Raw genomic sequence first — 26,993 nt, 5'->3', positions numbered from 1 at the left:
ATGAAGAAGGCAAAGCTTAGCCTCGCCTGGCAGATCCTCATCGGTCTGGTATTGGGGATTGCAATCGGTGCGCTGCTAAACCATTTCAGTGCCGAAAAAGCCTGGTGGATCAGCAACGTCCTGCAACCGGCAGGCGATATCTTTATCCGTCTGATCAAGATGATCGTGATCCCGATCGTCATCTCTTCCCTGATCGTCGGCATTGCTGGCGTCGGTGACGCCAAGAAACTAGGGCGCATTGGCCTTAAGACCATTATTTACTTCGAGATCGTCACCACCATCGCCATCGTGGTCGGTCTGCTGCTGGCCAACCTGTTCCATCCAGGTGCCGGCATCGACATGAGCACCCTGGGCACTGTGGACATTTCCAAGTACCAGGCCACGGCGGCTGAGGTTCAGCACGAACACGCGTTCATCGAAACCATCCTCAACCTGATCCCGTCGAACATCTTCGCGGCCATGGCCCGCGGCGAAATGCTGCCGATCATCTTCTTTTCCGTGCTGTTCGGTCTCGGTTTGTCGAGCCTGCAGGCGGACCTGCGCGAGCCACTGGTGAAGATGTTCCAGGGCGTCTCGGAAAGCATGTTCAAGGTCACTCACATGATCATGAACTACGCGCCGATCGGCGTGTTCGCACTGATCGCGGTGACCGTGGCCAACTTCGGCTTCGCTTCCCTGCTGCCGCTGGCGAAACTGGTGATCCTGGTTTACTTCGCTATCGCCTTCTTTGCCTTCGTGGTGCTGGGCCTGATCGCTCGCCTGTTCGGCTTCTCGGTGATCAAGCTGATGCGCATCTTCAAGGATGAACTGGTACTGGCCTACTCCACCGCCAGTTCCGAGACCGTGCTGCCGCGCGTGATCGAGAAGATGGAAGCCTATGGCGCGCCCAAAGCCGTCTGCAGCTTCGTGGTGCCAACCGGTTACTCGTTCAATCTGGACGGTTCGACCTTGTACCAGAGCATCGCAGCCATCTTCATTGCCCAGCTGTACGGCATCGACCTGTCGATCAGCCAGCAATTGCTGCTGGTACTGACCCTGATGGTCACCTCCAAAGGCATTGCCGGCGTTCCGGGCGTGTCCTTCGTGGTGCTGCTGGCTACCCTGGGCAGCGTCGGTATCCCGCTCGAAGGCCTGGCATTCATCGCCGGTGTCGACCGTGTCATGGACATGGCACGTACCGCTTTGAACGTTATCGGCAACGCCCTGGCCGTACTGGTCATCTCCCGTTGGGAAGGCATGTATGACGATGCCAAGGGCCAGCGTTACTGGAACTCCCTGCCGCACTGGCGCAGCAAGGAAAAGCTGCCGGCTGGTGAAATTTCCAACAACTAAGCAAAACCTGTGGAGATGGGCTTTTCTGTGGGAGCGAGCTTGCTCCGGGCGGCGTTCCGACGATAGCGGTAGATCAGTCGACATCAATGTTGCCTGTGAGTCAGTCATCGCGAGCAAGCTCGCTCCCACAGTGATCCCTGCAAGCAGTGCCAGGCAAACCCCGGAGAAATCCGGGGTTTGTCGTTTCTGGCCACCCCGCTATCATTCGCGCATCTTTTGGGGGATTTGACTGATGCTTAATGGCCTGTGGCTTGGCTTCTTCATCGTGGCTGCCGTGTCGGCGCTGGCGCAATGGCTGATCGGCGGCAACGCCGGGATCTTCGCGGCGATGGTGGAAAGCATCTTCGCCATGGCCAAGTTGTCCGTCGAGGTCATGGTCCTGCTGTTCGGCACTCTCACCCTGTGGCTGGGCTTTCTGCGGATCGCCGAGAAAGCCGGAATAGTTGAATGGCTGGCCCGTGCCCTCGGCCCGCTGTTTTTGCGCCTGATGCCGGAGGTCCCGCCCGGCCACCCCGCCATCGGCCTCATTACCCTGAACTTCGCCGCCAACGGCCTGGGCCTGGACAATGCCGCCACGCCCATTGGCCTCAAGGCCATGAAGGCCCTGCAGGAACTCAACCCCAGCGATACGATCGCCAGTAACGCGCAGATCCTGTTCCTGGTGCTCAACGCCTCCTCCCTGACCCTGCTGCCGGTGACGATCTTCATGTACCGCGCCCAGCAAGGCGCGCCCGACCCGACGCTGGTGTTCCTGCCGATCCTGCTCGCCACCAGTTGCTCGACCATCGTCGGCTTCCTGGCCGTAGCCTTCATGCAACGCCTGCGTGTCTGGGATCCGGTGGTGCTGGCGTATTTGATTCCCGGCGCCCTTGCCCTCGGTGGTTTCATGGCGCTTCTGGGGACGATGTCAGCCACTGCACTGGCAGGTTTGTCGTCGATCCTCGGTAACTTGACGCTATTTGGCTTGATCATGCTGTTTTTGGTGATTGGCGCGTTGCGTAAGGTGAAAGTTTACGAAGCGTTCGTCGAAGGCGCCAAAGAAGGTTTCGACGTGGCGAAGAACTTGTTGCCGTACCTGGTGGCGATGCTCTGCGCTATCGGCGTGTTGCGGGCGTCCGGCGCCCTGGATTTTGGTCTGGACGGTATACGGCACCTGGTGGAATGGGCCGGTTGGGACACGCGCTTTGTCGATGCGCTGCCTACTGCGATGGTCAAGCCGTTCTCCGGCAGCGCCGCCCGGGCGATGCTGATCGAAACGATGAAAACGTCGGGTGTGGACAGCTTCCCGGCGTTGGTAGCAGCGACGATTCAGGGCAGTACCGAAACCACGTTTTATGTGCTGGCGGTGTACTTCGGCGCGGTGGGCATCCAGCGAGCGCGGCATGCGGTGGGGTGTGCGTTGCTGGCCGAGTTGGCCGGCGTACTGGGCGCGATTGGAGTCTGCTACTGGTTCTTCGGCTGATAGAGGAAACCTGTGGGAGCGAGCCTGCTCGCGAAAGCGGTGTATCAGCCAACATCAATGTTGAATGACAAGACGCCTTCGCGAGCAGGCTCGCTCCCACATTTGGCGCTGTGTCGGGGTTATGGTCTTGATGGAGGCGCGACTTTCTGCCCTTGCTCAACCGCCCACGCCACCACCTGCGCCGTCAGTTGATCGCTGGCCTGGCCAAATCCGGCCACCACCGCCGGCACTTTCACATTGCTCAACGGCCGGCGCACTTCAAAGCGTTTGCTGGCGAGGATTCGCTGGTCATAACCGCGCACCAATAAGGCATCCAGGCGCACGATCACGCTGGCGCTGGTGCCCTGATACTCCGTCTGAAACGCCTGCAAACTGCCGCCCAGCTCCAGATCCGCTTGGAAGTTGCTGTCATCCGTGCTGAGCAGCGTCACCCGACCATCACGCTGGAAACCATCGAGCAGCCGATTGCGCACCAATACCGGTGCCGGATCGCTCCAGCGTGAGCCCTTGTAGCTGCTGATCACGTCGCCCTGGGGGATGACGGCAATATTCGGGCTGTTCAACGCTTCGCTGGCCTGGGGCTTGTTCAGACGCAACGACCAGCGCTGTGGCGTGACGTGAGTGGTCGATGTACTGCTTTGCGCCGATGGCAGTCGATAGAGATCGAAGGGTTCGGACTTGGGCAGAATCGAGCACGAGCTGATCAGGGTGAAGCCGGCGAGGAGGGCGAGGCGGGTCAGCTTCATGGGGTGAATTCCTTGCTCTTGTCACTGCCCAGCAGGTAGCCGCTGGGGTTGGATTCCAGACGTTGAGAAATGGCGCGCAACGAGGTGAGGGTTTCACGCAGTTCACGCACCGCCGGGGCCAGGCCATTGAGGCCCTGCATGCCGCTATTGAGCGAGTCCTGATTGGTGCTCAGCAGTTTGTTGATCGTCGCGGTGCTCTGTTCCAGCGACTTCATGGCCTGTTCGGCGCTGCCGAACATCTGCTTGCCCTGATCATTGAGCAAGCCGTTGGCGTTGCGCATCAACGCCGACGTCTGTTCCATCATGGTGCTGGCCTGCTTGCCGACCGACGCCAATTGCTGCATCGCCTGACGGATGTCGCCACGCTGGTCGGCGATGGTGCCGGTGGTGGCTTCAAGATGCTCCAGGGTCTTGCTGATGCGCTCGATATTTTCCGTAGAAAACATCAGGTTGGCGTTGTGCATCAGCATGTTCACCCCGGCCATGAGGTCGTTGCTGTCGTTGAGCAAACGGGCGATGGGCGAGGGCGAAGCGACGATGGTCGGCAGTTTGCCGTCCTTGCCTTTGAGCGTCGGGCTTTGTGGCGTGCCGCCGCTGAGCTGGATGATCGATGTCCCGGTGACCCCGGTCAGCGCCAGTTTGGCCTGGGTGTCTTCCTTGATCGGGGTATCGCCGCCCAGACGGATCCGCGCCAGCACCCGGCGCGGATCTTTCGGGTCCAGGCGCAGCGACACCACGTCGCCGACCTTGATCCCGCTGTACTGCACCGAACTGCCCTTGGACAGACCGCTGACCGCCTCGTTGAACACGACCTCGTAATCCTTGAACTCGGTGTCGACACTGGACTTGGCCAGCCAAAGGCCGAAGAGCAGGGCGCCGGTCACCACAATCACGGTGAACAGGCCGATCAATACATGATGGGCTCGGGTTTCCATGTCAGACCTCGTTGAGTTGTTTAGCGGCACTCAGCGCCGCGCGGCCGCGAGGGCCATGGAAGTATTCGTGAATCCACGCGTCGTCGGTTTCCGAGACGACATCGATGGCATCGGCCACCAGCACTTTCTTTTGCGCCAGCACCGCCACCCGATCGGTGATGGTGTAGAGCGTGTCCAGATCGTGGGTCACCAGGAACACGCTCAAGCCCAGGGCATCACGCAGGGTCAGGATCAGTTGATCGAAGGCGGCGGCACCAATCGGATCGAGACCGGCGGTGGGCTCGTCGAGGAACAGGATGTCCGGGTCCAGCGCCAAGGCCCGCGCCAGCGCCGCACGCTTGATCATGCCGCCGGACAGGGACGCGGGGTACTTGTCCGCCGCCGACAACGGCAAGCCGGCCAGGGCCAGTTTCACCGCCGCCAGGTGCTCGGCATCGTCGCGGCTCAAACCCGCGTGTTCGATCAGGGGCAGGGCGACGTTTTCGGTCACGGTCAACGAAGAGAACAGGGCGCCTTTCTGGAACAGCACACCGAAGCGCCGTTCGATCAGGGACCGCTCGTGCTCGGGCAGGTTCGGCAGGTTTTTACCGAAGACTTTTACCACGCCCTCGCTGGGCTGACGCAAACCGACAATGCTGCGCAGCAGCACCGATTTACCGCTGCCGGAACCGCCGACCACGGCAAGGATCTCGCCCTTGTACAGATCCAGATCGAGGTTCTCGTGCACGCTCTGGCTACCGAAACGATTGCACAGCCCACGGACTTCGATCACTGCCTCGGCGGGCGCTCGGGGTAAACGACTCACCAGCTCATCTCCATGAAAAACAGCGCGGCCACGGCGTCGAGCACAATCACCACGAAAATCGACTGCACCACGCTGGAGGTGGTGTGGGCGCCGACAGACTCGGCGCTGCCGCTGACCTTGAAGCCTTCCAGGCAACCGATCGCAGCAATGAGAAACGCGAAGATCGGTGCTTTGACGATCCCCACCAGAAAGTGCTGAACGCCGATGTCCGATTGCAGCAGCGACAGGAACATCGCCGGCGAAATATCCAGCGAGACCGCGCAGACGACGCCGCCGCCGATGATCCCCGAGACCATCGCCAGAAAAGTCAGCATCGGCAATGCGACCAGCAAGGCCAGGACCCGCGGCACCACAAGCAACTCCATCGGGTCGAGGCCCAGGGTGCGGATAGCGTCGATTTCCTCGTTGGCCTTCATCGAACCGATTTGCGCGGTGAATGCACTGGCGGTGCGCCCGGCCATCAGGATTGCGGTCAGCAGCACGCCGAATTCGCGCAGGAAGGCAAACGCCACCAGGTCTACGGTGAACACGCTGGCGCCAAACGTGGTCAGCACCGTCGCCCCGAGAAACGCCACCACAGCGCCCACCAGAAAGGTCAGCAGGGCAACGATGGGCGCGGCGTCGAGGCCGGTCTGTTCGATGTGCGCCACCATCGGCGTGATGCGCCAGCGGCTGGGACGAAACAGACCACGAACGATGGTTTCCAGAATCAGGCCGACGAACCCCAGCAGTTGCAGGGTGTCCTGCCAGACCGTGTCCACCGCGCGGCCAATGCGGGTCAGCAATTGAATGCCGACGCTGATCTCCGGCTCCTTTAGCGGCACGCAGAAATCCGTCAGCGACTGATAGACCGTTTGCAACAACGCGCGATCTGCAGAGGAGAGGGTGCAATCAGGATGTTCGGCGGAGCGGCCCAGGCGCTCGGAACCCAGCAGTTCCACCAGTAGCGAGGCGCCGGCCGTATCAAGGGCGCCGAGGCCATTGAGATCGATGCGGGTGCTGTCGTCGTACTGGCCTTCGAGCTTTTCGCTCAGGCGCTTGAGGTCGGCGTAATGGGCAAGCGTCCAGTCCCCCGTCACCCGTATCTGAGGCGGGGAGTGCGAGGTGTCCAATTGGGCATTGCCGGCCACTGTGCTGCTGGTCATAAGCTCCGTGCTTTTTCGGCTGTTACGCAGAGCTACGTAATAGCACGAACTGCCTTACTTTTCTTTGACCGGTGTGCTGTCAGCCACCTTGAAGCGCAACACACCGATCAATTGGCCGTCTTCGGTCAGTACCCGAACTTGCCATTTGCCTGCCGGGTTGCCCGGGAAGTTCTGCTTGTGGGTCCAGGCCCGGTAGCCTTCCTTGCGCCCACCGTGGATATCGAGAGGGATGCGATCGACCTCTTTGCCGTTGAATTGCCAGACGTGATAAATCCGCTCGTCCAGGCCACGCGGCGCGTTGATCGCCGTGTAGGCATAGAGTCCGCCGCCGCGAATCTGCTCGACGCTAACTTCATCGAGGCTGGCGCCAGGGGTGCGATCCTGCATCTGCGTGCTGATGGCCACGTCGGTCATCCACAGGGTCGCCGGCGGCACCCACGAACGCAGCACCCAACCGACACCGCCGATCCCCACGGTAATACTGAGGATCGCCAGGGCGTTGCGCACGGTGCGGATCGGAAAGATCGACGCCAGGCTCGGGAACGACAACAGCACGGCGATGCCCAGTGCCCATTTGAAACTTTGCGCGGTGGTCAGGTGCATGATGACCGGCAATGCGGTGAGCAGGGCGGCGAACAGGGTCAGGGTGTGCAGTGCCAGGAACGCCCAGCGCCGCGGTGCCAGCCACTTGTAGTAGAGCGGGTCGATGATGGAAATCAGCGCCGCGATACCCAGCAGCCCGGTGAAGAACAACTGGCCGCTGTTCCACGTCGTGGTGATGAAAAAGAACGGCAGGACGAAGAACAGGCTTTCCTGGTGAATCATCTGCGTCGCATAACGCAGCAGTGGCTGGGGGATTTCCCGCTTGAAGATTCTGGTGAACAGCTTGGTCAGGCTGTTTTCCAGCATCAGCCAGATCCAGCTGATCAGCATGATGGTGGTGATCCAGCTCGCCAGACCCTGCTGGCGATCCACCAGGATGAAGCTGCCGATCCCGGAGATGAAACCTCCGACCGCAATGACCCCGGGATAGCGCTTCATCAGTTCGAGGATGCGCTGGACGATAAGGGTCAGGGTCGGCATTCGGCGGTTCACAGTAGTCGTAGGAAAAATCCCTGACAGGTTACCGCCTCATCCGCGAAAGTGCTTACTTTCTGCGATGAAAACGCCATGCCACCAAGCTCAACACCAACAACCCCAACACCCCGGCAATCGCCCACATTAACTGGTCATAACTCAGCAACGGCTTCTCGATCCGCAAATATCCCGGTTGCAGGAGCAACTCGCGCATCGCCTTGTTCGCTTCCGCCAGCGTCACACCTTGCAACTCCTTGACCGGATTGGCGAAACGGCCGTCTTCGTAGTCTCCCAAGGCGCTCCAGTAGTAATCAGCCAGCGCGCTGGTGCCTTGCACCGCCCAGGCCTGGCGAGCGATGGCGGCCTGTTTGAGGCGATTGAAGGTCTCGGCATTTAGACCGTCCTTGAGCAAACCGGCCTTCAATTCATCCAGCACCTTTTGCGCTTCGGCAACGTCGTCGCGATCCAGATCGGCATTCAGGCTCATGAAGCCAACACCGCCAAACACCTCGCGCTCGGCCCAGGGGCCATAGGACAAGCCGTGCGCCAGGCGCAACTGGCGATAGAGTGCCCAGTCCAGATAGTCCTTGAGCAGGTCGAAGGTTTCGTCGTGCTGATCGTCCAGTACCGGCTCCGGTACCAGCCAGTGCAGCTTGGCCCCGCCACCGACGAAGCCGCGAATCAGGCTGCGCTCATGGGCAGCACTGGCCTGGATTTGTGGCAGGGGCGGGTGCTCTGTCGGGTCGATGGCGGTCAGCGCGCCATAAGCCCGATCCAGATAGGCCGGCAGTAAACGGTCGAGGTCGCCGACGACGATCAGTGTCATGTTGTTGGGCGCGTACCAGCCCTTGCGCACGTTCTCCAGTTGTTCGCGGGTCAGGTGATCGACCTCCGCGCGTTCGGGGCATTTGAGGCCCAGTTCCACGGCCAGTTGTTTGCTGGCGGTATTGCCCAGGTCCTGGCGATCCAGCCAGCGTTGCAGGTGCGTGTAGTGGCCGCCGTCTTCACGCTCGACCACTTGCTTGGCGGCGTGGATGGCGTCGTCGTCGAAATGGGTCTGCGTCAGTAGCGCCAGCAGCAGGTCAAGCACCTTGCGCTGGTTTTTCGCCGGGGCTTCGATCACGAAGGTGGTGTCGGCGTTGCTGGTGAAAGCGTTCCACTCGCCACCCAGCGCCTGCATGCGCTCCTCCAGGCCGCCTTCACCGCTGGCGTCGATGCCGCTGAACAGCAAGTGCTCGAGCAGGTGCGGCAGTTCTTTATCGGCGCAACCGAAATCATCGATGCCGACGCCGACCACCAGGCGAATCGCCACGTGGCCGCGTTCGGGGCCAGGCTTGAGCAACAACTGCAAACCGTTGCGCAGGGTGTAGCCCTCGACCTGGAAGCGATCCAGGGCAAACGAAGGGAGTGAGCCAAGCAACAGACAGGCGAACAACAGACAACGCATAACGAGCTTCCCGGCAATCAATCGGAGATCCGTTTCGTCCTTCCTTCCGCTATCGCGAGCAAGCTCGCTCCCACATTTGATTTGTGAGCACTGCAAATCCACTGTGGGAGCGAGCTTGCTCGCGATAGCGGCCTTGAGGCTGAACCAATGTTACTGACTGACCACCGTGCCAGACGTTCAAGGCGAATGTGTGATGTCAGCCAAATCGTCGACCGCCAGCGCCCCGGTGTCAGACGTTTCCAACACCACGTAGGCACTGCTGCAAAACAGCGAATTCAAACGCTTCATGTCGGCAATCAGCTCCAGGTGCAGCGAACTGGTCTCGATACTTTGCACGATTTTACGTTGCAAACGGCTGACATGCGCGTGGGCCAGGCGGCGTTCCTGTGCGCGAAAGCGACGTTTCTCACGCAGCAACTGGCGGGCACTTTCCTTGTCGGCACTGAGAAAAACCGACAAACCCAGGCGCAAATTGGAAATCAACTGGCTGTGCAGCCCGGCCAACTCTTCCAGCCCCACCTCGGAAAACGACCGGCGCTGGGAGGTTTTCTGCTGCTGGACTTTGCGCAGCATGCGTTCGATCAAGTCGCTGGCGAGTTTGAGGTTAATCGCCAGTTCGATGATTTCCGCCCAGCGGCGGCTGTCCTGGTCACTGAGGTCTTCCCGGGGCATTTGCGCCAGATACAGCTTGATTGCGCTGTAGAGCGCCTCGACGTCATCGGTCAGACGACGCATTTCCTGGGTCACTGCAGTTTGCTTGCCGTGCAGCACGTTGAGCATGGCCTCCAGCATTTCGTCGATCAGATCGCCCATGCGCAGGGTTTCCCGGGCCGCGTTGGCCAACGCCAGGCTTGGCGTGACCAATGCTGTCGCGTCAAGGTGCCGGGGTTTGGCCATACCGTTGGTTTGCGGGCGCTCGGGCAGTATCCACGCACAGAATCTGGCCATCGGCCCGACGCTGGGCAGCAGGATCAGGCAACGCGCAGTGTTATAGAGCAGGTGGAAGCCGATGACCATTTCCTGAGGGCTGAAATCCAGGCTGTCGATCCAGTGCACCAAGGGGTCGAGCACCGGAATGATCAGCAACAGGCCGATCATCTTGTACAACAGACTGCCCAACGCCACCTGGCGGCCGGCGGCATTCTGCATGCTGGTGCTGAGGAACGCCAGAACGCCGCTGCCGATGTTGGCGCCGATCACCAGGCCGATGGCCACCGGCAAGCTGATCACACTGGCGCCAGCCAGGGTCGCGGTCAGCAGGACCGCCGCCAGGCTGGAGTAGGAAATCATCGCGAACAGTGCGCCGACCAGGGCGTCGAGCAAAATATCGCCGGTTAGCGAGGCGAAAATCACCTTCACCCCTTGGGCGTGGGTGATCGGCGCGGCCGCTTCGACGATCAGTTGAAGCGCCAGAATGATCAACCCCAGGCCGATGCTGACGCGGCCCATTTGGCCGAGCCGCGTCTGTTTGCGCGACAGGAAGAAAATCACCCCGAGAAAAATCAGCAGTGGCGAGAGCCATGACAGGTCGAAAGTCAGCACCCGTGCCATCAATGCCGTACCGACATCGGCCCCGAGCATGGTTGCCAGAGCGGGGGTCAGCGCCATCAGGCCCTGACCGACAAACGACGTGACGAGCATCGCCGTGGCGTTACTGCTCTGGACCATCGCCGTCACCACGATCCCGGCAATGAACGCGAGCCCGCGCTTGGACATGTTCTGGCCGATGACGTGGCGCAGGTTGGAGCCGTAGACCCGCAAGATGCCGGTTCGGACGATATGCGTGCCCCAGATCAGCAAGGCTACGGCTGAGAGCAAATTGAGCAGGGTGAGCATGCAGGCCCCCTGTGGTGGTAGCGCCCCAGAGGGGCAAGTTAGCGGTGCCGCGACGTTCTACGTTCTGTACTTAAGCTGTAGTTGGCTAACGGTCTTGGCGCCAGCATCGCATAGCTAAAGAAGCGATTGAAACAAAGCCGTCATGAAAATAGTTTGATGCAGACAAGAAAAAGGGGCCCGAAGGCCCCATCAATGTAGGAGCGAGCTTGCTCGCGATGGTCGTTAACGATAACGCGTGCATTCAGAACACACGCGTCGTCCATGCGTTCTTCGCGAGCAAGCTCGCTCCTACAAGCATTCGGGTTACTGACCCGGAACGTCCTTGCGCAGTTTCACCGGGTCTTGCTGCTTCTTCTTTTTCATCATCGCAGTGCGCATCTTGATGTTGATCGCTTCCACCGCCAGCGAGAACGCCATGGCGAAGTAGACGTAGCCTTTTGGCAGGTGCACTTCAAAGGATTCGGCAATCAGCACGGTACCGACCAGCAGCAGGAACGACAGCGCCAGCATCTTCAGCGACGGGTGCTTGTCGATGAACGCGCTGATGGTGCCCGCGGCCAGCATCATCACCAGCACCGCCACGACAATCGCCGCAACCATGACCGGTACGTGGGAGACCATGCCGACGGCGGTGATCACCGAGTCCAGGGAGAACACGATGTCGATGATCGCGATCTGGATGATGGTGTAGAGGAAGTTGCCGCCCTTGAGCGAAGGCTCGTCGTGGGTTTCGTCTTCACCTTCCAGTGCGTGATACATCTCTTGCGAGCTCTTCCACAGCAGGAACAGTCCACCGAAGAACAGGATCAAGTCACGCCCGGAAATACCTTGGCCGAACACCTCAAATAGGTCGGCGGTGAGGCGCATGACCCAGGTGATCGACAGCAGCAACAGAATCCGCGTGACCATGGCCAGCGCCAGGCCGAAAATCCGGGTGCGCTGCTGCATGTGCTTGGGCATGCGGCTGACCAGGATCGAAATCATGATGATGTTATCGATACCCAGGACGATTTCCAGGGCGGTCAGGGTAAAGAAGGCAACCCAGATTTCAGGGTTGGTCAGCCATTCCATGTGTATTCCTTTGAGCGAGTGTTAAACCACGAAGGGCCCAGGCTTCAAACAACAAAGCCTGGACCCGTCATGGTGAGTCTTGGGCTTATAGAGTGCTGAACAGCGGAAAAATCCCCATCAGCAATGCAGCGACCAGTATGCACATGCAAACCAGCACTGCCCACTTCAGGGTGAAGCGCTGGTGATCACCAAAGTCGATGCCGGCCAGGGCCACCAACAGGTAAGTCGATGGTACCAGCGGGCTCAACAAGTGGACGGGCTGACCGACGATCGAGGCACGTGCCATTTCCACCGCGGTTATACCGTAATGGCTGGCGGCTTCGGCAAGTACCGGTAACACGCCGTAATAAAATGCATCATTCGACATGAAAAAGGTGAACGGCATGCTCACCAACGCCGTGATCACCGCCAGGTACGGGCCGAGGAAATCCGGGATCACCGACAGCAGGCTTTTCGACATGGCATCGACCATACCGGTGCCCGACAGGATACCGGTGAAGATGCCCGCGGCAAAGATTAGCCCGACCACCGCCAGCACGCTACCGGCGTGGGCCGCGACGCGATCCTTCTGCTGTTGCAGGCACGGGTAGTTGACGATCATCGCGATACTGAACGCCACCATGAACAAAACCGGCAGCGGCAACAGACCGGCGATCAGGGTGCACATCAGGCCCAGGGTCAAGGCGCCGTTGAACCAGATCAGCTTCGGACGACGGGCATCCGGGAATTGCGAGACGGTGATCTCGCTGTGATCGATCTCATCGCCCACCAGGTGCAATTCACCCAGACGCGCGCGCTCACGTTTGCCGTAAAAGTAGGCAATAGCAAGGATGGCCAGGACACCGGCCGCCATCGCTGGAACCATCGGCACGAAGATGTCCGACGGGTCCACGTGCAGCGCACTGGCGGCACGGGCGGTCGGGCCACCCCACGGGGTCATGTTCATCACGCCACCGGCGAGGATGATCAAGCCGGCCATGATCCGCGGGCTCATGCCGATGCGGCTGTAGAGCGGCAGCATGGCGGCCACGCAGATCATGTAGGTGGTCGCGCCGTCACCATCGAGGGAAACGACGAGCGCCAGCACGGCGGTACCCACCGATACTTTCAACGGGTCGCCCTTGACCATTTTGAGGATCTTGCGCACGGCCGGGTCGAACAGGCCGGAGTCGATCATCAGGGCGAAGTACAGGATCGCGAACATCAGCATCACACCGGTTGGCGCGAGCTTGGTAATGCCTTCGAGCATCATCGGGCCGATTTTCGGGCCGAAACCGCCGAACAGGGCGAAAACGATCGGGATGATAATCAGGGCGATCAACGCGGACAGGCGCTTGGTCATGATCAGGAACATGAACGTGATGACCATGGCGAAGCCAAGGAAAGTCAGCATGGGAATACTCCAGGCGTAGCGCGGCTAGGGAATGGGCGGATCGGACGGGATCAGCGCAGAACGGGAAGCACGAGGCGTACGGGCGGAGTTGCAGCGAAGCGGCGGATAGAAGAGGACATCAGGGTCACCATTGTTGTTGTTAAATGGGCCGGGCGAACAATCGAACACTCGCTTTAGCCAACCGGTCTGTTGCCGGCAGTGAGGGCGATCCTAATCGGGGAAGCTTTCAGCCAGCTTTCGCCGATGAAAGCATTGACCGGATGTACAACCGGTCGTCGGACTGGGGCAGGGAGGGAAACCGAGTCGTGTCCTTCGCGAGCAGGCTCGCTCCCACAATGATTTTGAGTACGGCACAGATCCCCTGTGGGAGCGAACCTGCTCGCGAAGACGTCAGTGAAAACGCATCAGGAGGAAACAGCATGGGCGAATTTCATACAGGCGGCTGCCACTGCAGGCAACTGCGCTATCAATTCAGCGGGCCTTTGCACGATATCGCCCATTGCCATTGCTCGATTTGCCGGCGGGTCAGCGGCGGGATCGTGACCACCTGGATCACTGTGCCGGCATCCAGCTTTCAATGGCTGGCCGGGACGCCGGCGCGGTATGACTCTTCGTCAACCTGCGCGCGATACTTCTGCGGCAACTGTGGGGCGCAACTGGCATTTGTGAACCACCTGAGCCCGGATAGCATCGACGTGACCATCGCCACCCTCGACCACCCGGAACAGGCCCCGGCCGAACGGCACATCTGGACCGACAGCCGCCTGCCGTGGCTGCACCTGGATGAGCATTTGCCAGGCGAAGCCGAAGAAACGCTCTGATCAGAAAATAGACAGGTCCAGCGGCCGAATCGCGCCCATCCAGATCGCGTGCTCGCTGTGATCCAGCAGATCGTTGCCGGTGTCCGGGTGCAGGAACACCACCAGCCCCTTGCGGTTGAGCGCCAGCCACGGCAGTACATCACCGATCAGCTCGGGGCCGAACGCCAGTTGGCAGCTCCAGTCCGGGTGCGGACCGACAGGGCGTTCGTGTACCCGGCCCATTTTCAGCGGGAACATTTGCGCCGCTTGCTCACACAGGGCCCGCGCCTGGTCGATGGTGCTGGCATCAAAATAGACATGGGCGTGGTAGCCCTTGATCCGTTGCATCTTAATCCCTCTAAAACCGAGTCGAACCCTCACCGTTTCCTGCAGGTCACACGCCATATACCCCCGGAATCAACGGAGCCCAGCCATGAAAAATGCCGAAACCCCGGTGGTGAAAGTGGTGCTTTATGGTGCCATGAGTAGCCTGGGCAGTGCGCTGATGGCTGAAATGCTGCGGCGCCAACATGAAGTGATCGCCATTCTCGATGACTTGACGGCGCTGGCGCCTCGCCCGGGCTTGCGTACCAAGACCGGCGACCTGTTCGATGCGCTACGGGTCAAGCAAAGCGTGGCCGGCAGTTCGGCAGTCATCTGTTTATTAGACGCACCAGGGTTGCCATTCAACAGCGAACACGTGGAAAAAACCATCGTGCCAGGGCCGGTCGAACAAGTGCTTGCCGTTGATGCGTTGGTCGACGGCATGCAGGCGGCAAATATCGCTCGCTTGTTTCTGGTGGGTGATTTCGACGTATTGGATGAACCAGAGACAGAAGACAGCTTGCAACGGCACGCCGCGGAAGAAATCCGAGAGGCGCTACAAACCAGTTCTTTGCATTGGACGATGGTGAATGCGCCACACGGGGTGCCGGGGCTGACCATTGAGCATTTCAGTCAGATCAGCGGCAACCTTGAGCCGGGACTGGCCGAACCGCTCGCGCGCTTGGCCCGCACGGCGGTGGGGATCGCTGATGAGCTGCACCTGAACCTGCATATCGGCGAGCACGTCAATTTCGTTGCGACCGACAGCTAAACCGCAATGGAGGGCAGCGCCATCCCGTTCAACGATTGCACACTGCTGGCCTGCTCAGCCATCAACCAGTCGACGAACTGCTGAATCAACGCGCCACGCCGTTTGCGCTGGGGCAAGACCACGTAATAACCGAGCCTGGAGATCACCGACTCGGCAATCGGCCGGCACAACAAGCCTTGGGCCAGCAAGTTATCCACAAGGTGCCGCCAGCCAATGGCCACGCCCTGACCGCCAATGGCGGCCTGAATCAGCAAGGTGTAATTGTCGAAACGCAATTGGCCGGGTGCCGGGGGCGAGGTGATGCCCAACTCGCGGAAGACCCCGCTCCAGTCAAACCAGTGACTGCTGTTCTCGCCACGCAGGTGCAGGAGCGGAAACTCCAGCAACGACTGAGCGGACAAGGGCAGGGCGCGCTCATTCAACAGTTGCGGGCTGCATACCGGGAACACTTCCTCGCTGAACAGCCAATGGCTCTCGCCCTGCTTGAAGCGACCATCGCCGAAGAGCACCGCCACATCGATATCGCTGCGCAGCATGTTGTGGCTGCGCTCACTGGTGACCAGGCTTACGTCGACCTGTGGATTGGCGGCGTGAAAGCGGTGCAACCGAGGCATCAGCCAATAGGCGGCGAAGGCAAAGTCGGTCGCGACCTGCAGCACTTCATGCTGATGTTGAGCGCTGATTGCGCTCAATCCTGCGTCGATATTCTGTAAACCAAGCTGAACCTGCTCGAAAAGGATGGTCCCCGCCTCGGTCAGTTCGATGCCGCGATAGATGCGGTCGAACAGTCGAGTCCCCAACTGCTCTTCCAGACGCTTGATCTGTTGGCTGATCGCCGGCTGCGTGGTGCCGAGCTCGACCGCCGCCGCCGTGAAGCTGCGCTGACGGGCCGCCGATTCGAAAGCGCGGAGCAAATCCAGAGAAAGGTCACCAAGCGCGTCATACATAAGCTGTGCTTATCCTAGTCATTGCCGCCCATGGGCTTTACCGCAAAGTGTGTGGGTTTCATGCTCGATCCCAGCACTCTCGCATAAACATCCACTATGGAATGCCGCGATCACATGAAGCGCAAGAACATTCTTTTCATCATGGCCGATCAAATGGCCGCGCCAATGTTGCCGATCTATGGTCCTTCGCCCATCAAACTGCCTAATCTGAGCCGCCTCGCCGCTGATGGCGTGGTGTTCGACAGCGCTTACTGCAACAGCCCGCTGTGCGCGCCTTCGCGTTTTACCCTGGTCAGCGGTCAGCTGCCGAGCAAGATCGGCGCCTATGACAACGCGGCCGATTTCCCCGCCGATGTACCGACTTACGCCCATTACCTGCGGCGCCTCGGCTACCGCACCGCGCTGTCGGGCAAGATGCATTTTTGTGGTCCCGATCAATTGCACGGCTATGAAGAACGCCTGACCAGCGATATCTACCCGGCCGACTACGGCTGGGCGGTGAACTGGGACGAACCAGACGTGCGTCCGACCTGGTACCACAACATGTCGTCGGTGCTGCAGGCAGGCCCCTGCGTGCGCACCAATCAACTGGATTTCGACGAGGAGGTGGTGTTCAAGGCCCAGCAGTACCTGTTCGACCACATTCGCGAGGATGGCGACCAGCCGTTTTGCCTGACTGTTTCAATGACTCACCCCCACGACCCGTACACGATTCCCAAGGCTTTCTGGGACCTGTACGACGACGCTGACATCCCGTTGCCTGAAACACCGGATCAACACGATCTCGATCCGCACGCCCAGCGACTCCTCAAGGTCTATGACCTGTGGGACAAGCCCCTGCCTGTGGATAAAATCCGCGACGCTCGTCGCGCCTACTTCGGTGCTTGCAGCTATATCGACAGCAACGTCGGCAAACTTCTGCAAACTCTCGAGGATACCGGGCTGATTGATGACACGATCATCGTGTTCTCGGGCGACCACGGCGACATGCTCGGCGAACGTGGCCTCTGGTACAAAATGCACTGGTACGAGATGGCAGCCCGCGTGCCGCTGTTGATAAGTGCTCCAGGGCAATTCGGCGCCGGCCGGGTCAGTGCATCGGTGTCCACCGCCGACTTGTTGCCGACCTTCGTAGAACTGGCCGGCGGCTCCCTCGAACCGGGCTTGCCGCTGGATGGCCGTTCGCTGGTTGCGCACCTGCAAGGGCAGGGCGGTCACGACGAAGTGTTTGGCGAATACATGGCCGAAGGCACCATCGGCCCGCTGATGATGATTCGCCGTGGCGCCTACAAATTTATCTACAGTGAAGACGACCCTTGCCTACTCTTCGACGTGAACAATGACCCACGGGAACTGGAAGAACTCAGCCAGTCGCCGCAACATCGCCAGTTGTTCGACGATTTTCTCGCCGAAGCGCGCGCCAAATGGGACATTCCGGCAATTCGCCAACAGGTGCTCGCGAGCCAGCGGCGCCGGCGTTTCGTCGCCGAAGCCCTGACCATCGGAAAGCTGAAGAGCTGGGATCACCAGCCACTGGTGGACGCCAGTCAGCAGTACATGCGCAATCACATCGACCTCGACGATCTGGAGCGCAAAGCACGTTATCCACAACCCTGCCAAAACCAATAATGTTAAGGGGAAGTCCATGCAAAGGTTATCCACAGTACTGACGGTCGGGCTCCTGGCCCTGGGCAGTGCATCGGTTTATGCCGATCAGAGTTGCGAGACGGTGAAAATGGCCGACCCGGGCTGGAGCGACATCGCCGCGACCAACGCCATCACCGGGTTTCTGCTGGACGGCATGGGCTACAAGGCCAAGGTCGACACCCTCGCGGTGCCGATCACCTTCGGCGGGCTCAAAGACGGCCAGGTGGATGTCTTCCTCGGCAACTGGATGCCGGCGCAGCAGGGCTTCTACGACAAGTTCGTCGCCACCGGTGACGTCACCCAATTGGCGAAGAACCTCGACGGCACCGAGTTCACCCTCGCTGTCCCGGACTACGTCTGGGACGCGGGTGTGCATGACTTTGCCGACCTGGACAAGTTCGCCGACAAGTTCGACCACAAGATTTACGGCATCGGGTCTGGCGCACCGGCAAACATTTCGCTGCAAGAGATCATCAAGAAAAATGATTTCGGCATGGGTCAGTGGAAACTAGTCGAGTCCAGCGAGCAGGCGATGCTGGCGGAAGTGTCCCGCGCGGTGAAGAAACAGAAGTTCGTGACCTTCCTCGGCTGGACGCCGCATCCGATGAATGTGCAGCTGAAAATGCATTATCTGAAAGGCGGCGAGAAATACTTCGGTGGCACCGGTAGCGTCCACACCCTGACCCGCAAAGGTTATGCACAGGCCTGCCCGAACGTCGGCAAGCTGCTCACCAACCTGAGCTTCACCCAGGAGATGGAGAACAGCATCATGGCCGAGGTGGCGAACAAGAAAGTCAGCAATACCGATGCGGCCAAGGCGTGGATCAAGGCCAACCCGGCAGTGCTGGATAAGTGGCTCGATGGCGTGAAGACCGTGGATGGCAAGGATGCATTGCCGGCGGTCAAAGCCAAGCTCTAAATCTGTGGGAGCGAGCCTGCTCGCGAAAGGGCCGTCAGATCCGAAATATATATCGGCTGACACTCCGCATTCGCGAGCAGGCTCGCTCCCACAATGTCTGGTGCTGATACCCTTGTGTTAAACCTAACCCGAGAGGACCCATGGCCCTTCCCAGCCGCCATTCACTCTTCCCATTCCTCACATGGTTACCCCGGCAAACCCGCGCCAGCGTCGGGCGTGACCTGATCGTCGGCCTCAGTGGCGCGATTCTCGCGTTGCCGCAATCCATTGCCTACGCATTGATTGCCGGTCTTCCACCGGAATACGGCTTATATGCAGCGATCATCCCGGTGCTGATCGCTTGTCTGTGGGGCTCGTCGTGGCATTTGATCTGCGGTCCGACGGCGGCCATCTCCATCGTTTTGTACGCCAGCGTCAGTCCTCTGGCCGTTCCGACGACGCAGGACTACGTCACCGTGATCCTGTTGCTGACCTTCCTTGCCGGGGTTTTCCAGTGGTTGCTGGGTTTGCTGCGCTTTGGTGCGCTGGTCAATTTCGTCTCTCATTCGGTGGTGCTTGGCTTCACCCTCGGCGCGGCCGTGGTGATTGTCGTTGGCCAGTTGCCCAACCTGCTGGGGCTGGACCTGCCCAGCCAGGCCACCGCACTGGACAGTTTCATCACGTTGCTCAGACACCTCGGCGAAGTGGATAACCCTTCGCTCATACTCGGATTGGCCACCGTCGTGGTCGGCGTGATCCTCAAGCTGTGCTTGCCGCGCTGGCCGACGCTGTTGATTACCCTGGTCCTGGGTGCACTACTGGTCTGGCTCTGGCCCTCGATGTTCGGTCATGTGGCACTGGTCAGCGCCTTCACCGGCAAGTTGCCGCCTTTTAGCCCACTGCCGCTGGACCTCGACCTGATCCTGCGCCTGCTGCCCAGTGCCGTGGCGGTCGGGATGCTCGGGCTGGTCACCAGCCTGTCGATAGCCCGCTCGCTGTCGGCGCGCTCGCAGCAGTTGCTCGACGCCAATCAGGAAGTCCGCGCCCAAGGCTTGTCCAACATCGTCGGTGCGTTTTTTTCCGGATCGCTCTCGGCCGGTTCCTTCACCCGCTCAGGCCTGAGCTACGAAGCGGGGGCCTGTTCGCCATTGGCGGGAGTCTTTTCGGCCTTGTGGGTGGCGTTGTTCGCCATCTTCGGTGCCGGTCTGATCGCACACATTCCTATCCCGGCCATGGCCGGCAGCATTTTGCTGATCGCCTGGGGCCTGGTGGATCATCGTGGCATTCGTGCGTTGCTGCGGGTCAGCCGCGCCGAGTTCGTGGTCATGGGCCTGACCTGTATCGCCACGCTGCTGCTGGAACTGCAGACGGCGATCTATGCCGGGGTGTTGGCGTCGCTGTTCTTTTACCTCAAGCGCACCTCGCAACCACGCGTGCAGCATTTACGCGACGGCGATGAAGATATCCTGCGGGTCGGCGGCTCGATCTTTTTCGGCGCCAGCCATTACCTGCAAGTTCGCCTGCAACGAATGCACGGTGCACGCGTGGTGATCGAGGCGCAGCAGATCAACTTCATCGACTATTCAGGGGTGGAGATGCTGCATCAGGAAGCGCGGCGGCTGCTGCGCCAGGACCGCAGCCTGACCCTGCGCCGGGCTCGGCCACAGGTGGTGGATGAATTGAGGAAGCTGGAAGGGGCAGAGAAATGCCCGATCCGCTTTGAGGATTGAAACAACCTAATACGTGTAGGAGCGAGCCTGCTCGCGATGGACGTCAACGATAACGCGTGCATTCAGGATGCATGCGTTGTCCTTGGGTTCTTCGCGAGCAGGCTCGCTCCCACAGGGGGGGCTTATGCGGCCAGTTGCCGACGAAGCTCGGCCAACACTGGCGCCGTATCCGGGCGCACCCCGCGCCACAGGAAGAAGGCTTCCGCCGCCTGCTCGGCCAACATCCCCAGTCCATCCATCGATACCGCGGCGCCGTGTTCGCTGGCCCAACGGCAAAACGAGGTCGGCTCCTTGCCGTACATCATGTCGTAGCAAAGGGTCTTGCCCGGTTCGATCAGGCTGCTGGCAATCGGCGGAACATCGCCTGACAGGCTCGCGGACGTCGCATTGATGATCAGGTCCACCGACTCTTGCAGCCAGTCATAACCACTGGCCGATACCGGGCCCAGGTCGCAGAACAGTTCCGCCAGCAACTCGGCCTTGTCCACCGTACGGTTGGCAATGATCACCGAAGCTGGCTGCTCGGCCAACAATGGCTCCAGCGCGCCGCGCACTGCGCCGCCGGCACCGAGCAGCAGGATGCGCTTGCCCTTGAGGCTGAAACCGGCATTGACCGTCAGGTCCCGTACCAGACCTGCACCGTCGGTGTTATCGCCCAGCAAGCTGCCATCGGCCAGTTTGCTCAGGGTGTTCACCGCGCCGGCCCGTTGCGCCCGCGCCGTCAGACTGTCGGCCAGGCGATAAGCCTCTTCCTTGAACGGTACCGTCACATTCGCGCCACGGCCTTCGAGGAAAAACGCCCGGGCACAGCCGGAAAAATCATCGAGCGGCGCCAGCGAAGTGCTGTAGTCGAGTTTCTGCCCGGTCTGCTCGGCGAACAAACGATGAATCAACGGGGATTTGCTGTGGCCAATCGGGTTACCGAATACGACGTAACGGTCCATCTGGATTCCTCGTTCAGGCCTTGGCCAACCAATCGCGGTCTTGCAGGAAATATTCAGTCAGGCGCGCTTCTTCGCTGCCAGGCTCGGCTTTCCAATCGTAACCCCAGCGTACTTGCGGCGGCAGCGACATGAGGATCGACTCGGTACGTCCGCCCGATTGCAGGCCGAACAAGGTGCCACGGTCGTAGACCAGGTTGAACTCGACGTAACGCCCACGACGGAACTCCTGGAACTCCCGCTGTTTGGCGGTATAGGCGTCGTTTTTGCGGCGCTGCACGATCGGCAGATACGCCTCGAGGTACGCATCACCGATGGCACGCATGAAAGCGAAGCTGGTGTCAAAGTCCCACTCGTTCAGGTCATCGAAAAACAAGCCGCCGATACCCCGGGGTTCGTGGCGATGCTTGATGTGGAAGTAGCTGTCGCACCAGGCCTTGTAACGCGGGTAGACATCCGCACCGAACGGCGCACAGGCCTGCTCGGCGACGCGGTGCCAGTGCACGCAATCTTCTTCGTTGCCGTAGTACGGCGTCAGGTCGAAGCCGCCACCAAACCACCAGACCGGCTCTTCGCCTTCTTTCTCGGCGATGAAAAACCGCACGTTGGCGTGGGAAGTCGGTACATGCGGGTTGTGCGGGTGGATTACCAGTGACACGCCCAGGGCCTCGAAGCCACGCCCGGCCAGTTCCGGTCGATGGGCGCTGGCCGACGGCGGCAAACCGCTGCCGAAGACGTGGGAAAAGTTGACGCCGCCCTTTTCGATGACCGCGCCATTTTCGATCACTCGTGTGCGTCCGCCACCGCCGGCAGGCCGTGTCCAGGCATCTTCGACGAAACGCGTGCCACCGTCTTCGGCCTCCAGGGCAGTGCAAATACGGTCTTGCAGGTCGAGCAGGTAGGCTTTTACGGCCTCGGTGCGGGTAGTCATGACATCACCTTGGATCGGGCAAAGCTACGCGGCGCTCCATCGGAGCTCAGCCTGCGCAAATGGGCGCGTAGCATACCACCGCCGATGCGCTCGTCGCAGTTGACGCAGGTCACGCTTAGGAGTCCGATAGGGCGCTTGGTAAAACAATCTCAGGAGAGTGCAGATGGCAAAGCGTATCCAGTTCCGTGCCCATGGTGGCCCCGAAGTGCTTGAGTATGTCGATTACCAGCCCGCCGAGCCCGGCCCGCAGCAGGTCCGCGTGACCAACAAGGCCATCGGCCTGAACTTCATCGACACCTATTACCGCAGCGGCCTCTATCCGCCACCGTCCCTGCCATCGGGTGTCGGCGCGGAAGGCGCGGGCGTGGTCGAGGCGGTCGGCAGCGAAGTGACCCGGTTCAAGGTCGGAGATCGGGTGGCTTACGGCAGCGGCCCGTTGGGTGCCTACAGCGAGGTTCACGTTCTGCCCGAGGCCAACCTGGTACACCTTCCGGACGCTATCAGTTTCGAACAGGCAGCCGGTGTGATGCTCAAGGGCCTGACCGTGCAGTACCTGCTGCGTCAGACCTATGAACTCAAGGGTGGCGAAACCATCCTGTTCCACGCCGCTGCCGGTGGTGTCGGTTCCCTGGCCTGCCAATGGGCCAGGGCCTTGGGCGTGAAGTTGATCGGCACCGTGAGTTCCGCGCACAAAGCCGCACTGGCCAAGGCCAATGGTGCCTGGGCGACCATCGACTACAGCCATGAAAACGTCGCACAACGCGTACTGGAATTGACTGACGGCAAAAAGGTCCCGGTGGTGTACGACGGCGTCGGCAAGGACACCTGGCTGACCTCGCTCGACAGCGCGGCGCCTCGTGGGCTGGTTGTGAGCTTCGGTAATGCATCCGGGGCGGTGGACGGGGTGAACCTGGGGATTCTGGCGGGGAAAGGCTCGTTGTATGTCACCCGACCGACGCTGGCGACCTACGCCAACAATGCCGAGAACCTGCAGCGCATGGCCGATGAGTTGTTCGAGATGATCATCAGCGGCAAGCTGACCGTGGACATCAGCCAGCGTTATCCATTGGCTGAAGCGGCGAAGGCGCAGACCGAGTTGTCGGCGCGGCGTACAACCGGTTCGGTCATTTTGTTGCCTTGATGGCCCCTTCGCGAGCAGGCTCGCTCCCACAGGTTTTTATGATCGACACAAAACCAATGTGGGAGCGAGCCTGCTCGCGAAGGGCGCGACGCGGTATCAGTCGGGGCGCACAACATGCGCGGTCGCCAGATCCCGGATAACACTCGGGTTCTTGCGCCCACCCAGGTTCCCACCCAACACCAGGTCAACCTGACCACGGAAATACTGCTCCACGCGAATCCGCGTGCGCGCCGCCGGCCGGCCCTGGGGGTTGGCGGACGTCGACACCAGCGGACCTACCAGCGCGCACAAATCCCGCACCTGAGGATGATCGCTGACCCGCAATGCCACCGTTTCATGCACACCGGTAATCCACTCCGGCAACATGTTCTGATGCGGCACCAGCCAGGTGTTCGGCCCCGGCCAGGTACTGGCCATGCGGTCCATCCACAGCTCGGGGAAGTCTTCAAAGAGGAAGTCGAACTGGCGGATATTGTCGGCCACCAGGATCAGGCCCTTGTCCACAGACCGACCCTTGATCAGCAGCAAACGATCCACTGCCTCTTCATCCCACGGGTTGCAACCCAGACCCCAGACAGCTTCGGTTGGGTAGGCAATCACCGCCCCTGCGCGAATTGCTCGTGCGGCTTGCTGCACACGCCAACTGTTGACCATGAAAAACTCTCCAGAATAAGGCTCTGCGCAGTTTACCGATCTTCCTTGTAAAACCTAGCTTACCCGCGCAAACCAGCGCCCGTTTTCGCAGACAGCGCGGCCATCCATTTCCAGCTCCGTCAACGTCGCCAGGACCTTGGGCAAAGTCCAACCACTGGCATCGGCCAGCGCTTCACTGGTGTGGGGGGCGGCATGAAGCAGCGTCAGCAGCGGATGGCTCGTTGCGACCGCGGGTGTTTCTGCTGAAAACGGCAGCTGCTGCCAGCCACGCAAGGCTTCAAGGATATGCTCGATGGTCTCCACCAACACGGCGCCGTCGCGGATCAACTGATGGCAACCGCGAGCGCCGGGATGATGAATCGACCCAGGAATCGCATACACCTCGCGCCCCTGATCCGCCGCCAGCCTGGCCGTGATCAACGAACCACTAGCAACACTGGCTTCGACCACCAGCACGCCCAAGGACAATCCGCTGATGATCCGGTTGCGTCGGGGAAAGTTGCTGGCGCTGGGACCGGCGTCCAGCGGAAACTCCGAGAGCACCGCGCTGCCCGACGCGATCATGGCGTCCGCCAGTCGACGATTGCGCTGTGGATAAAAGTTTTCAAGCCCCGTGCCAAGTACCCCCACCGTTCGGCCGCCGACATCCAGTGCCGCCTGGTGCGCGGCAGCATCGATCCCCAAGGCCAGACCGCTGGTGATGACGAACCCGGCACCGGCCAAGCTGCGGGAAAACGCGGTGGCGGTGTCCATGCCTGGCCGTGAAGCACGACGGCTGCCGACCATCGCCAGCTGTGGTTTTTCCAGAATCTGCGGATCGCCCGCCACGAATAGCAACGGCGGCGCATCGCTGATTTGCGCCAGCAGCGCCGGGTAGTCGGGCTGGTCCCACATCAGTAAATGCTGGTCCTGACGCTCTATCCAGGCCAATGCGTGGCTGGCGCCGTCACGAATTTCCGGGGCGCGCCTGGCCTCGCCACACACCTGCGGCAAGCCCAATGCTCGCCACGCACTGGCAGGTGCACTGATGGCTTTGGACGCCGAACCGAAGGCTTCCAGCAATTTCCTGAAACGCGCCGGGCCAAGTTCCGGCAGACGGTGCAGACGTAAACGCGCTTCCAGTTCCGCAGGGGAAACCGGTGTAACAGGTGGTATCGACATGGATCATCCTTGATCGTTATGAGCACCCGTCGAAACGGGAATAAGCTGTGGATAACTCTGTTGGTAACTTGTGAAGTGAGCTAAGGATTTTGCACCTTGTCCAGCACGGCCAAAGAACGTGAGGCAATCAGCACCAGCCCATAGCTGAGCTTGTCGTAGCTACGAAAAACCATCAGCAGGCCGGCGCGTTCATCGGGAATTTTCAAGGGCTGGCCGGTGATCCGGTCGCGCACGGTTTCGCCGGTTTTCATTACTGCCAGGACATTCCCTTCGACCAGGCCGTCGCGTTGCCCCTTGTTCAAGGTGACCACGTCCAGCGCACCGATCTGCGTGACCCCGCGTGGCACGTCAATGATCAGGCCATTGACCTGGGTATCGGGCGCGCTGGGCATGAAGGTCGAATTGATCGAGCGCTCCTCGCCGCTGAACAGGCGGTCGCCGAGGCGAACTTCCTGGGTCGTGCGTTGCAGCGCCAGGGTCGCGACGTCGCCTTCGGTGGCGACGATCTCGCCACCGCCAATGTCGTCGGCGTTGATGCCCAGGAACTCCTGGGTCTGCGGATCGGTGTAGACCTTGCCCTGGCGGAAGATGCCGTACATCGGTTGAGCCGGGTCGAAGTGGCCGCGGGCGAAGATACGGTCGCCTGTGCCGCTGAGTACGCGCTCGGCATCACCGGCAACGATATAAGGCGCCTTGTCGAAGTCCTCGGCCTTGTCGACGATGCGGTTGCTCAGCAAAAAGCTGTTGATCGATTTCAGCGGGATGCTCGGGATCGCGTCGGCCACCGGACTGCTGCGCACCTGTGGCGACAGTTTGATGGTGCCCCGCGAGGCGCCGCGATTGAGGGTCAGTCGCGGCTGGCCGTTGACGTAGACCAGCGATAACGTGTCACCGGGATAGATGAGATTCGGATTTTCTATCTGTGGATTGGCCTGCCAGAGTTGCGGCCACCGCCACGGCTCACGCAGATATTTTCCCGATATGTCCCAGAGTGTGTCGCCCGTTGCCACGGTGTACTGCTGTGGAAAACCCTCCCGAAGTTGCACTTGCCCGTGCGCAAAACCTGCCGAGGCCAGAAGGAGCAGGGCGAGTAGTGATTTCCTCATGCGATGAATCCCTTTATTATGTGCATTCGCGTGAAACGCCAGAGCCCTCAATGGCTCGCTCCCGGCTTGCTTATAAAAAGAAGGGAGCTACGTTTTACAACGGTAGCCTGCATCTTCGGAGCGGCCAGGCCATCGACCCGACTTTACTTCACACGTGCAGTAATCAAAGCTTATGGCCATTTTAAACATCCTCGAATTCCCTGACCCACGCCTGCGTACGATCGCCAAGACAGTGACCGTAGTGGACGACGAAGTGCGTCAGCTGGTCGATGATATGTTTGAAACAATGTATGAAGCGCCAGGCATCGGCCTCGCCGCGACCCAGGTCAACGTGCACAAACGTATCGTCGTGATGGACCTCTCCGAAGACCGCACCGAACCACGGGTGTTCATCAACCCCGAGTTCGAGCCCCTGACCGACGAGATGGAGCAATACCAGGAAGGCTGCCTCTCGGTGCCGGGTTTCTACGAAAACGTCGATCGCCCGCAGAAGGTCAAGGTCAAGGCCCTGGACCGCGATGGCCAGCCTTACGAACTGATCGCCGAAGGCCTGCTCGCCGTTTGCATCCAGCACGAATGCGACCACCTCAACGGCAAATTGTTCGTCGACTACCTGTCCACGCTCAAACGCGACCGTATCAAGAAGAAACTGGAAAAACTTCACCGCCAGAACGCTTGATGCCCCTCTTCAA

The 26,993-nt window shown here is 60.4% G+C and carries 25 protein-coding genes; 9 read left to right on the top strand and 16 right to left on the bottom strand.

Annotated features, from left to right (window positions below; all coding sequences use genetic code 11):
* Positions 1-1,332: a glutamate/aspartate:proton symporter GltP gene (gene gltP, locus ACA054_RS00195; protein WP_497687680.1), complete on the top strand. Its 1,332-nt coding sequence runs from the start codon at positions 1-3 to the stop codon at positions 1,330-1,332.
* Between the two features lie 232 nt (positions 1,333-1,564).
* Positions 1,565-2,794: a nucleoside recognition domain-containing protein gene (locus ACA054_RS00190; RefSeq protein WP_497687679.1), complete on the top strand. Its 1,230-nt coding sequence runs from the start codon at positions 1,565-1,567 to the stop codon at positions 2,792-2,794.
* 119 nt (positions 2,795-2,913) lie between these two features.
* On the opposite strand, the gene ACA054_RS00185 is transcribed toward ACA054_RS00190, so the two are convergent.
* From ACA054_RS00185 to ACA054_RS00145, 9 genes are all read right to left on the bottom strand, one after another.
* The gene (locus ACA054_RS00185) at positions 2,914-3,540 is read right to left on the bottom strand and encodes an ABC-type transport auxiliary lipoprotein family protein (RefSeq protein ID WP_497687678.1); all 627 of its coding nucleotides are present in this window, start codon (positions 3,538-3,540) and stop codon (positions 2,914-2,916) included.
* Positions 3,537-4,475, bottom strand: coding sequence for an MlaD family protein (locus tag ACA054_RS00180; RefSeq protein WP_497687677.1), 939 nt, complete (start codon positions 4,473-4,475; stop codon positions 3,537-3,539). The genes ACA054_RS00185 and ACA054_RS00180 overlap by 4 nt, the downstream gene beginning before the upstream one ends.
* 1 nt (position 4,476) lies before the next feature.
* Positions 4,477-5,280, bottom strand: a complete 804-nt coding sequence (locus ACA054_RS00175; protein WP_497687676.1) for an ABC transporter ATP-binding protein — start codon at positions 5,278-5,280, stop codon at positions 4,477-4,479.
* Positions 5,277-6,425, bottom strand: a complete 1,149-nt coding sequence (locus ACA054_RS00170) for an ABC transporter permease (RefSeq protein ID WP_497687675.1) — start codon at positions 6,423-6,425, stop codon at positions 5,277-5,279. Before ACA054_RS00170 ends, ACA054_RS00175 begins: the two co-directional genes overlap by 4 nt.
* A 54-nt stretch (positions 6,426-6,479) precedes the next feature.
* On the bottom strand, positions 6,480-7,508 hold the full coding sequence (locus ACA054_RS00165; RefSeq protein ID WP_497687674.1) for a DUF5924 family protein: 1,029 nt from the start codon (positions 7,506-7,508) through the stop codon (positions 6,480-6,482).
* A gap of 64 nt (positions 7,509-7,572) precedes the next feature.
* Positions 7,573-8,949 carry a M16 family metallopeptidase gene (locus tag ACA054_RS00160; RefSeq protein WP_497687673.1) on the bottom strand — a complete coding sequence of 459 codons (1,377 nt, stop codon included), beginning with the start codon at positions 8,947-8,949 and terminating at the stop codon, positions 7,573-7,575.
* 177 nt (positions 8,950-9,126) lie between these two features.
* A complete protein-coding gene (locus tag ACA054_RS00155; protein ID WP_497687672.1) occupies positions 9,127-10,785 on the bottom strand; it encodes a Na/Pi cotransporter family protein in 1,659 nt (552 codons plus the stop codon).
* A gap of 303 nt (positions 10,786-11,088) precedes the next feature.
* Positions 11,089-11,856, bottom strand: coding sequence for a TerC family protein (locus ACA054_RS00150; RefSeq protein ID WP_497687671.1), 768 nt, complete (start codon positions 11,854-11,856; stop codon positions 11,089-11,091).
* 85 nt (positions 11,857-11,941) lie between these two features.
* Complete coding sequence (locus ACA054_RS00145) at positions 11,942-13,249, bottom strand: CitMHS family transporter (RefSeq protein ID WP_497687670.1); 1,308 nt, start codon at positions 13,247-13,249, stop codon at positions 11,942-11,944.
* Positions 13,250-13,668: 419 nt separating this feature from the next.
* Between ACA054_RS00145 and ACA054_RS00140 the strand changes: the two genes are divergently transcribed.
* A complete protein-coding gene (locus ACA054_RS00140) occupies positions 13,669-14,070 on the top strand; it encodes a GFA family protein (protein ID WP_497687669.1) in 402 nt (133 codons plus the stop codon).
* Here the strand turns inward: ACA054_RS00140 and ACA054_RS00135 are convergent, their stop codons facing one another.
* Positions 14,071-14,397, bottom strand: a complete 327-nt coding sequence (locus ACA054_RS00135; RefSeq protein ID WP_497687668.1) for a DOPA 4,5-dioxygenase family protein — start codon at positions 14,395-14,397, stop codon at positions 14,071-14,073.
* A gap of 85 nt (positions 14,398-14,482) precedes the next feature.
* Here ACA054_RS00135 and ACA054_RS00130 point away from each other — a divergent pair, with 85 nt between their 5' ends.
* A complete protein-coding gene (locus ACA054_RS00130) occupies positions 14,483-15,145 on the top strand; it encodes an NAD(P)-dependent oxidoreductase (protein WP_497687667.1) in 663 nt (220 codons plus the stop codon).
* Here ACA054_RS00130 and ACA054_RS00125 read toward each other — a convergent pair.
* A complete protein-coding gene (locus ACA054_RS00125; protein WP_497687666.1) occupies positions 15,142-16,092 on the bottom strand; it encodes a choline sulfate utilization transcriptional regulator in 951 nt (316 codons plus the stop codon). The genes ACA054_RS00130 and ACA054_RS00125 overlap by 4 nt on opposite strands.
* Before the next feature lie 114 nt (positions 16,093-16,206).
* Between ACA054_RS00125 and betC the strand changes: the two genes are divergently transcribed.
* The 3 genes from betC to ACA054_RS00110 all read left to right on the top strand — a co-directional run bounded on the left by betC (position 16,207) and on the right by ACA054_RS00110 (position 20,367).
* Positions 16,207-17,721 carry a choline-sulfatase gene (gene betC, locus ACA054_RS00120; protein WP_497687665.1) on the top strand — a complete coding sequence of 505 codons (1,515 nt, stop codon included), beginning with the start codon at positions 16,207-16,209 and terminating at the stop codon, positions 17,719-17,721.
* A gap of 16 nt (positions 17,722-17,737) precedes the next feature.
* A complete protein-coding gene (locus ACA054_RS00115; RefSeq protein ID WP_497687664.1) occupies positions 17,738-18,658 on the top strand; it encodes a choline ABC transporter substrate-binding protein in 921 nt (306 codons plus the stop codon).
* Positions 18,659-18,798: 140 nt separating this feature from the next.
* A complete protein-coding gene (locus tag ACA054_RS00110) occupies positions 18,799-20,367 on the top strand; it encodes a SulP family inorganic anion transporter (RefSeq protein WP_497687663.1) in 1,569 nt (522 codons plus the stop codon).
* A gap of 122 nt (positions 20,368-20,489) precedes the next feature.
* Here ACA054_RS00110 and aroE read toward each other — a convergent pair whose 3' ends face one another.
* Together aroE and hemF are read right to left on the bottom strand one after the other, a co-directional pair.
* Positions 20,490-21,311 (bottom strand): shikimate dehydrogenase, encoded by an 822-nt coding sequence (gene aroE / locus ACA054_RS00105; RefSeq protein ID WP_497687662.1) that lies wholly within the window; start codon positions 21,309-21,311, stop codon positions 20,490-20,492.
* 13 nt (positions 21,312-21,324) lie between these two features.
* Complete coding sequence (hemF, locus tag ACA054_RS00100; RefSeq protein ID WP_497687661.1) at positions 21,325-22,239, bottom strand: oxygen-dependent coproporphyrinogen oxidase; 915 nt, start codon at positions 22,237-22,239, stop codon at positions 21,325-21,327.
* Between the two features lie 163 nt (positions 22,240-22,402).
* On the opposite strand from hemF, the gene ACA054_RS00095 reads away from it, so the two are divergent.
* A complete protein-coding gene (locus ACA054_RS00095; protein WP_497687660.1) occupies positions 22,403-23,380 on the top strand; it encodes an NADPH:quinone reductase in 978 nt (325 codons plus the stop codon).
* A gap of 96 nt (positions 23,381-23,476) precedes the next feature.
* Here ACA054_RS00095 and tsaC read toward each other — a convergent pair whose 3' ends face one another.
* The 3 genes from tsaC to ACA054_RS00080 form a co-directional block, all read right to left on the bottom strand.
* Entirely contained in the window at positions 23,477-24,034 is a 558-nt protein-coding gene (gene tsaC, locus ACA054_RS00090; protein ID WP_497687659.1) for an L-threonylcarbamoyladenylate synthase type 1 TsaC, read from the bottom strand.
* A gap of 54 nt (positions 24,035-24,088) precedes the next feature.
* Entirely contained in the window at positions 24,089-25,195 is a 1,107-nt protein-coding gene (dprA, locus tag ACA054_RS00085) for a DNA-processing protein DprA (protein ID WP_497687658.1), read from the bottom strand.
* Between the two features lie 80 nt (positions 25,196-25,275).
* On the bottom strand, positions 25,276-26,301 hold the full coding sequence (locus ACA054_RS00080; RefSeq protein ID WP_497687657.1) for a LysM peptidoglycan-binding domain-containing protein: 1,026 nt from the start codon (positions 26,299-26,301) through the stop codon (positions 25,276-25,278).
* 172 nt (positions 26,302-26,473) lie between these two features.
* Here ACA054_RS00080 and def point away from each other — a divergent pair, with 172 nt between their 5' ends.
* Positions 26,474-26,980 (top strand): peptide deformylase, encoded by a 507-nt coding sequence (def, locus tag ACA054_RS00075; protein ID WP_008064647.1) that lies wholly within the window; start codon positions 26,474-26,476, stop codon positions 26,978-26,980.
* Positions 26,981-26,993 lie beyond the last annotated feature (13 nt).

The sequence above is a fragment of the Pseudomonas sp. LBUM1653 genome (genome assembly GCF_059716115.1).
The sequence above is the reverse complement of the archived record's forward strand: the minus strand, read 5'-3'. Positions and strand labels throughout refer to the sequence as shown.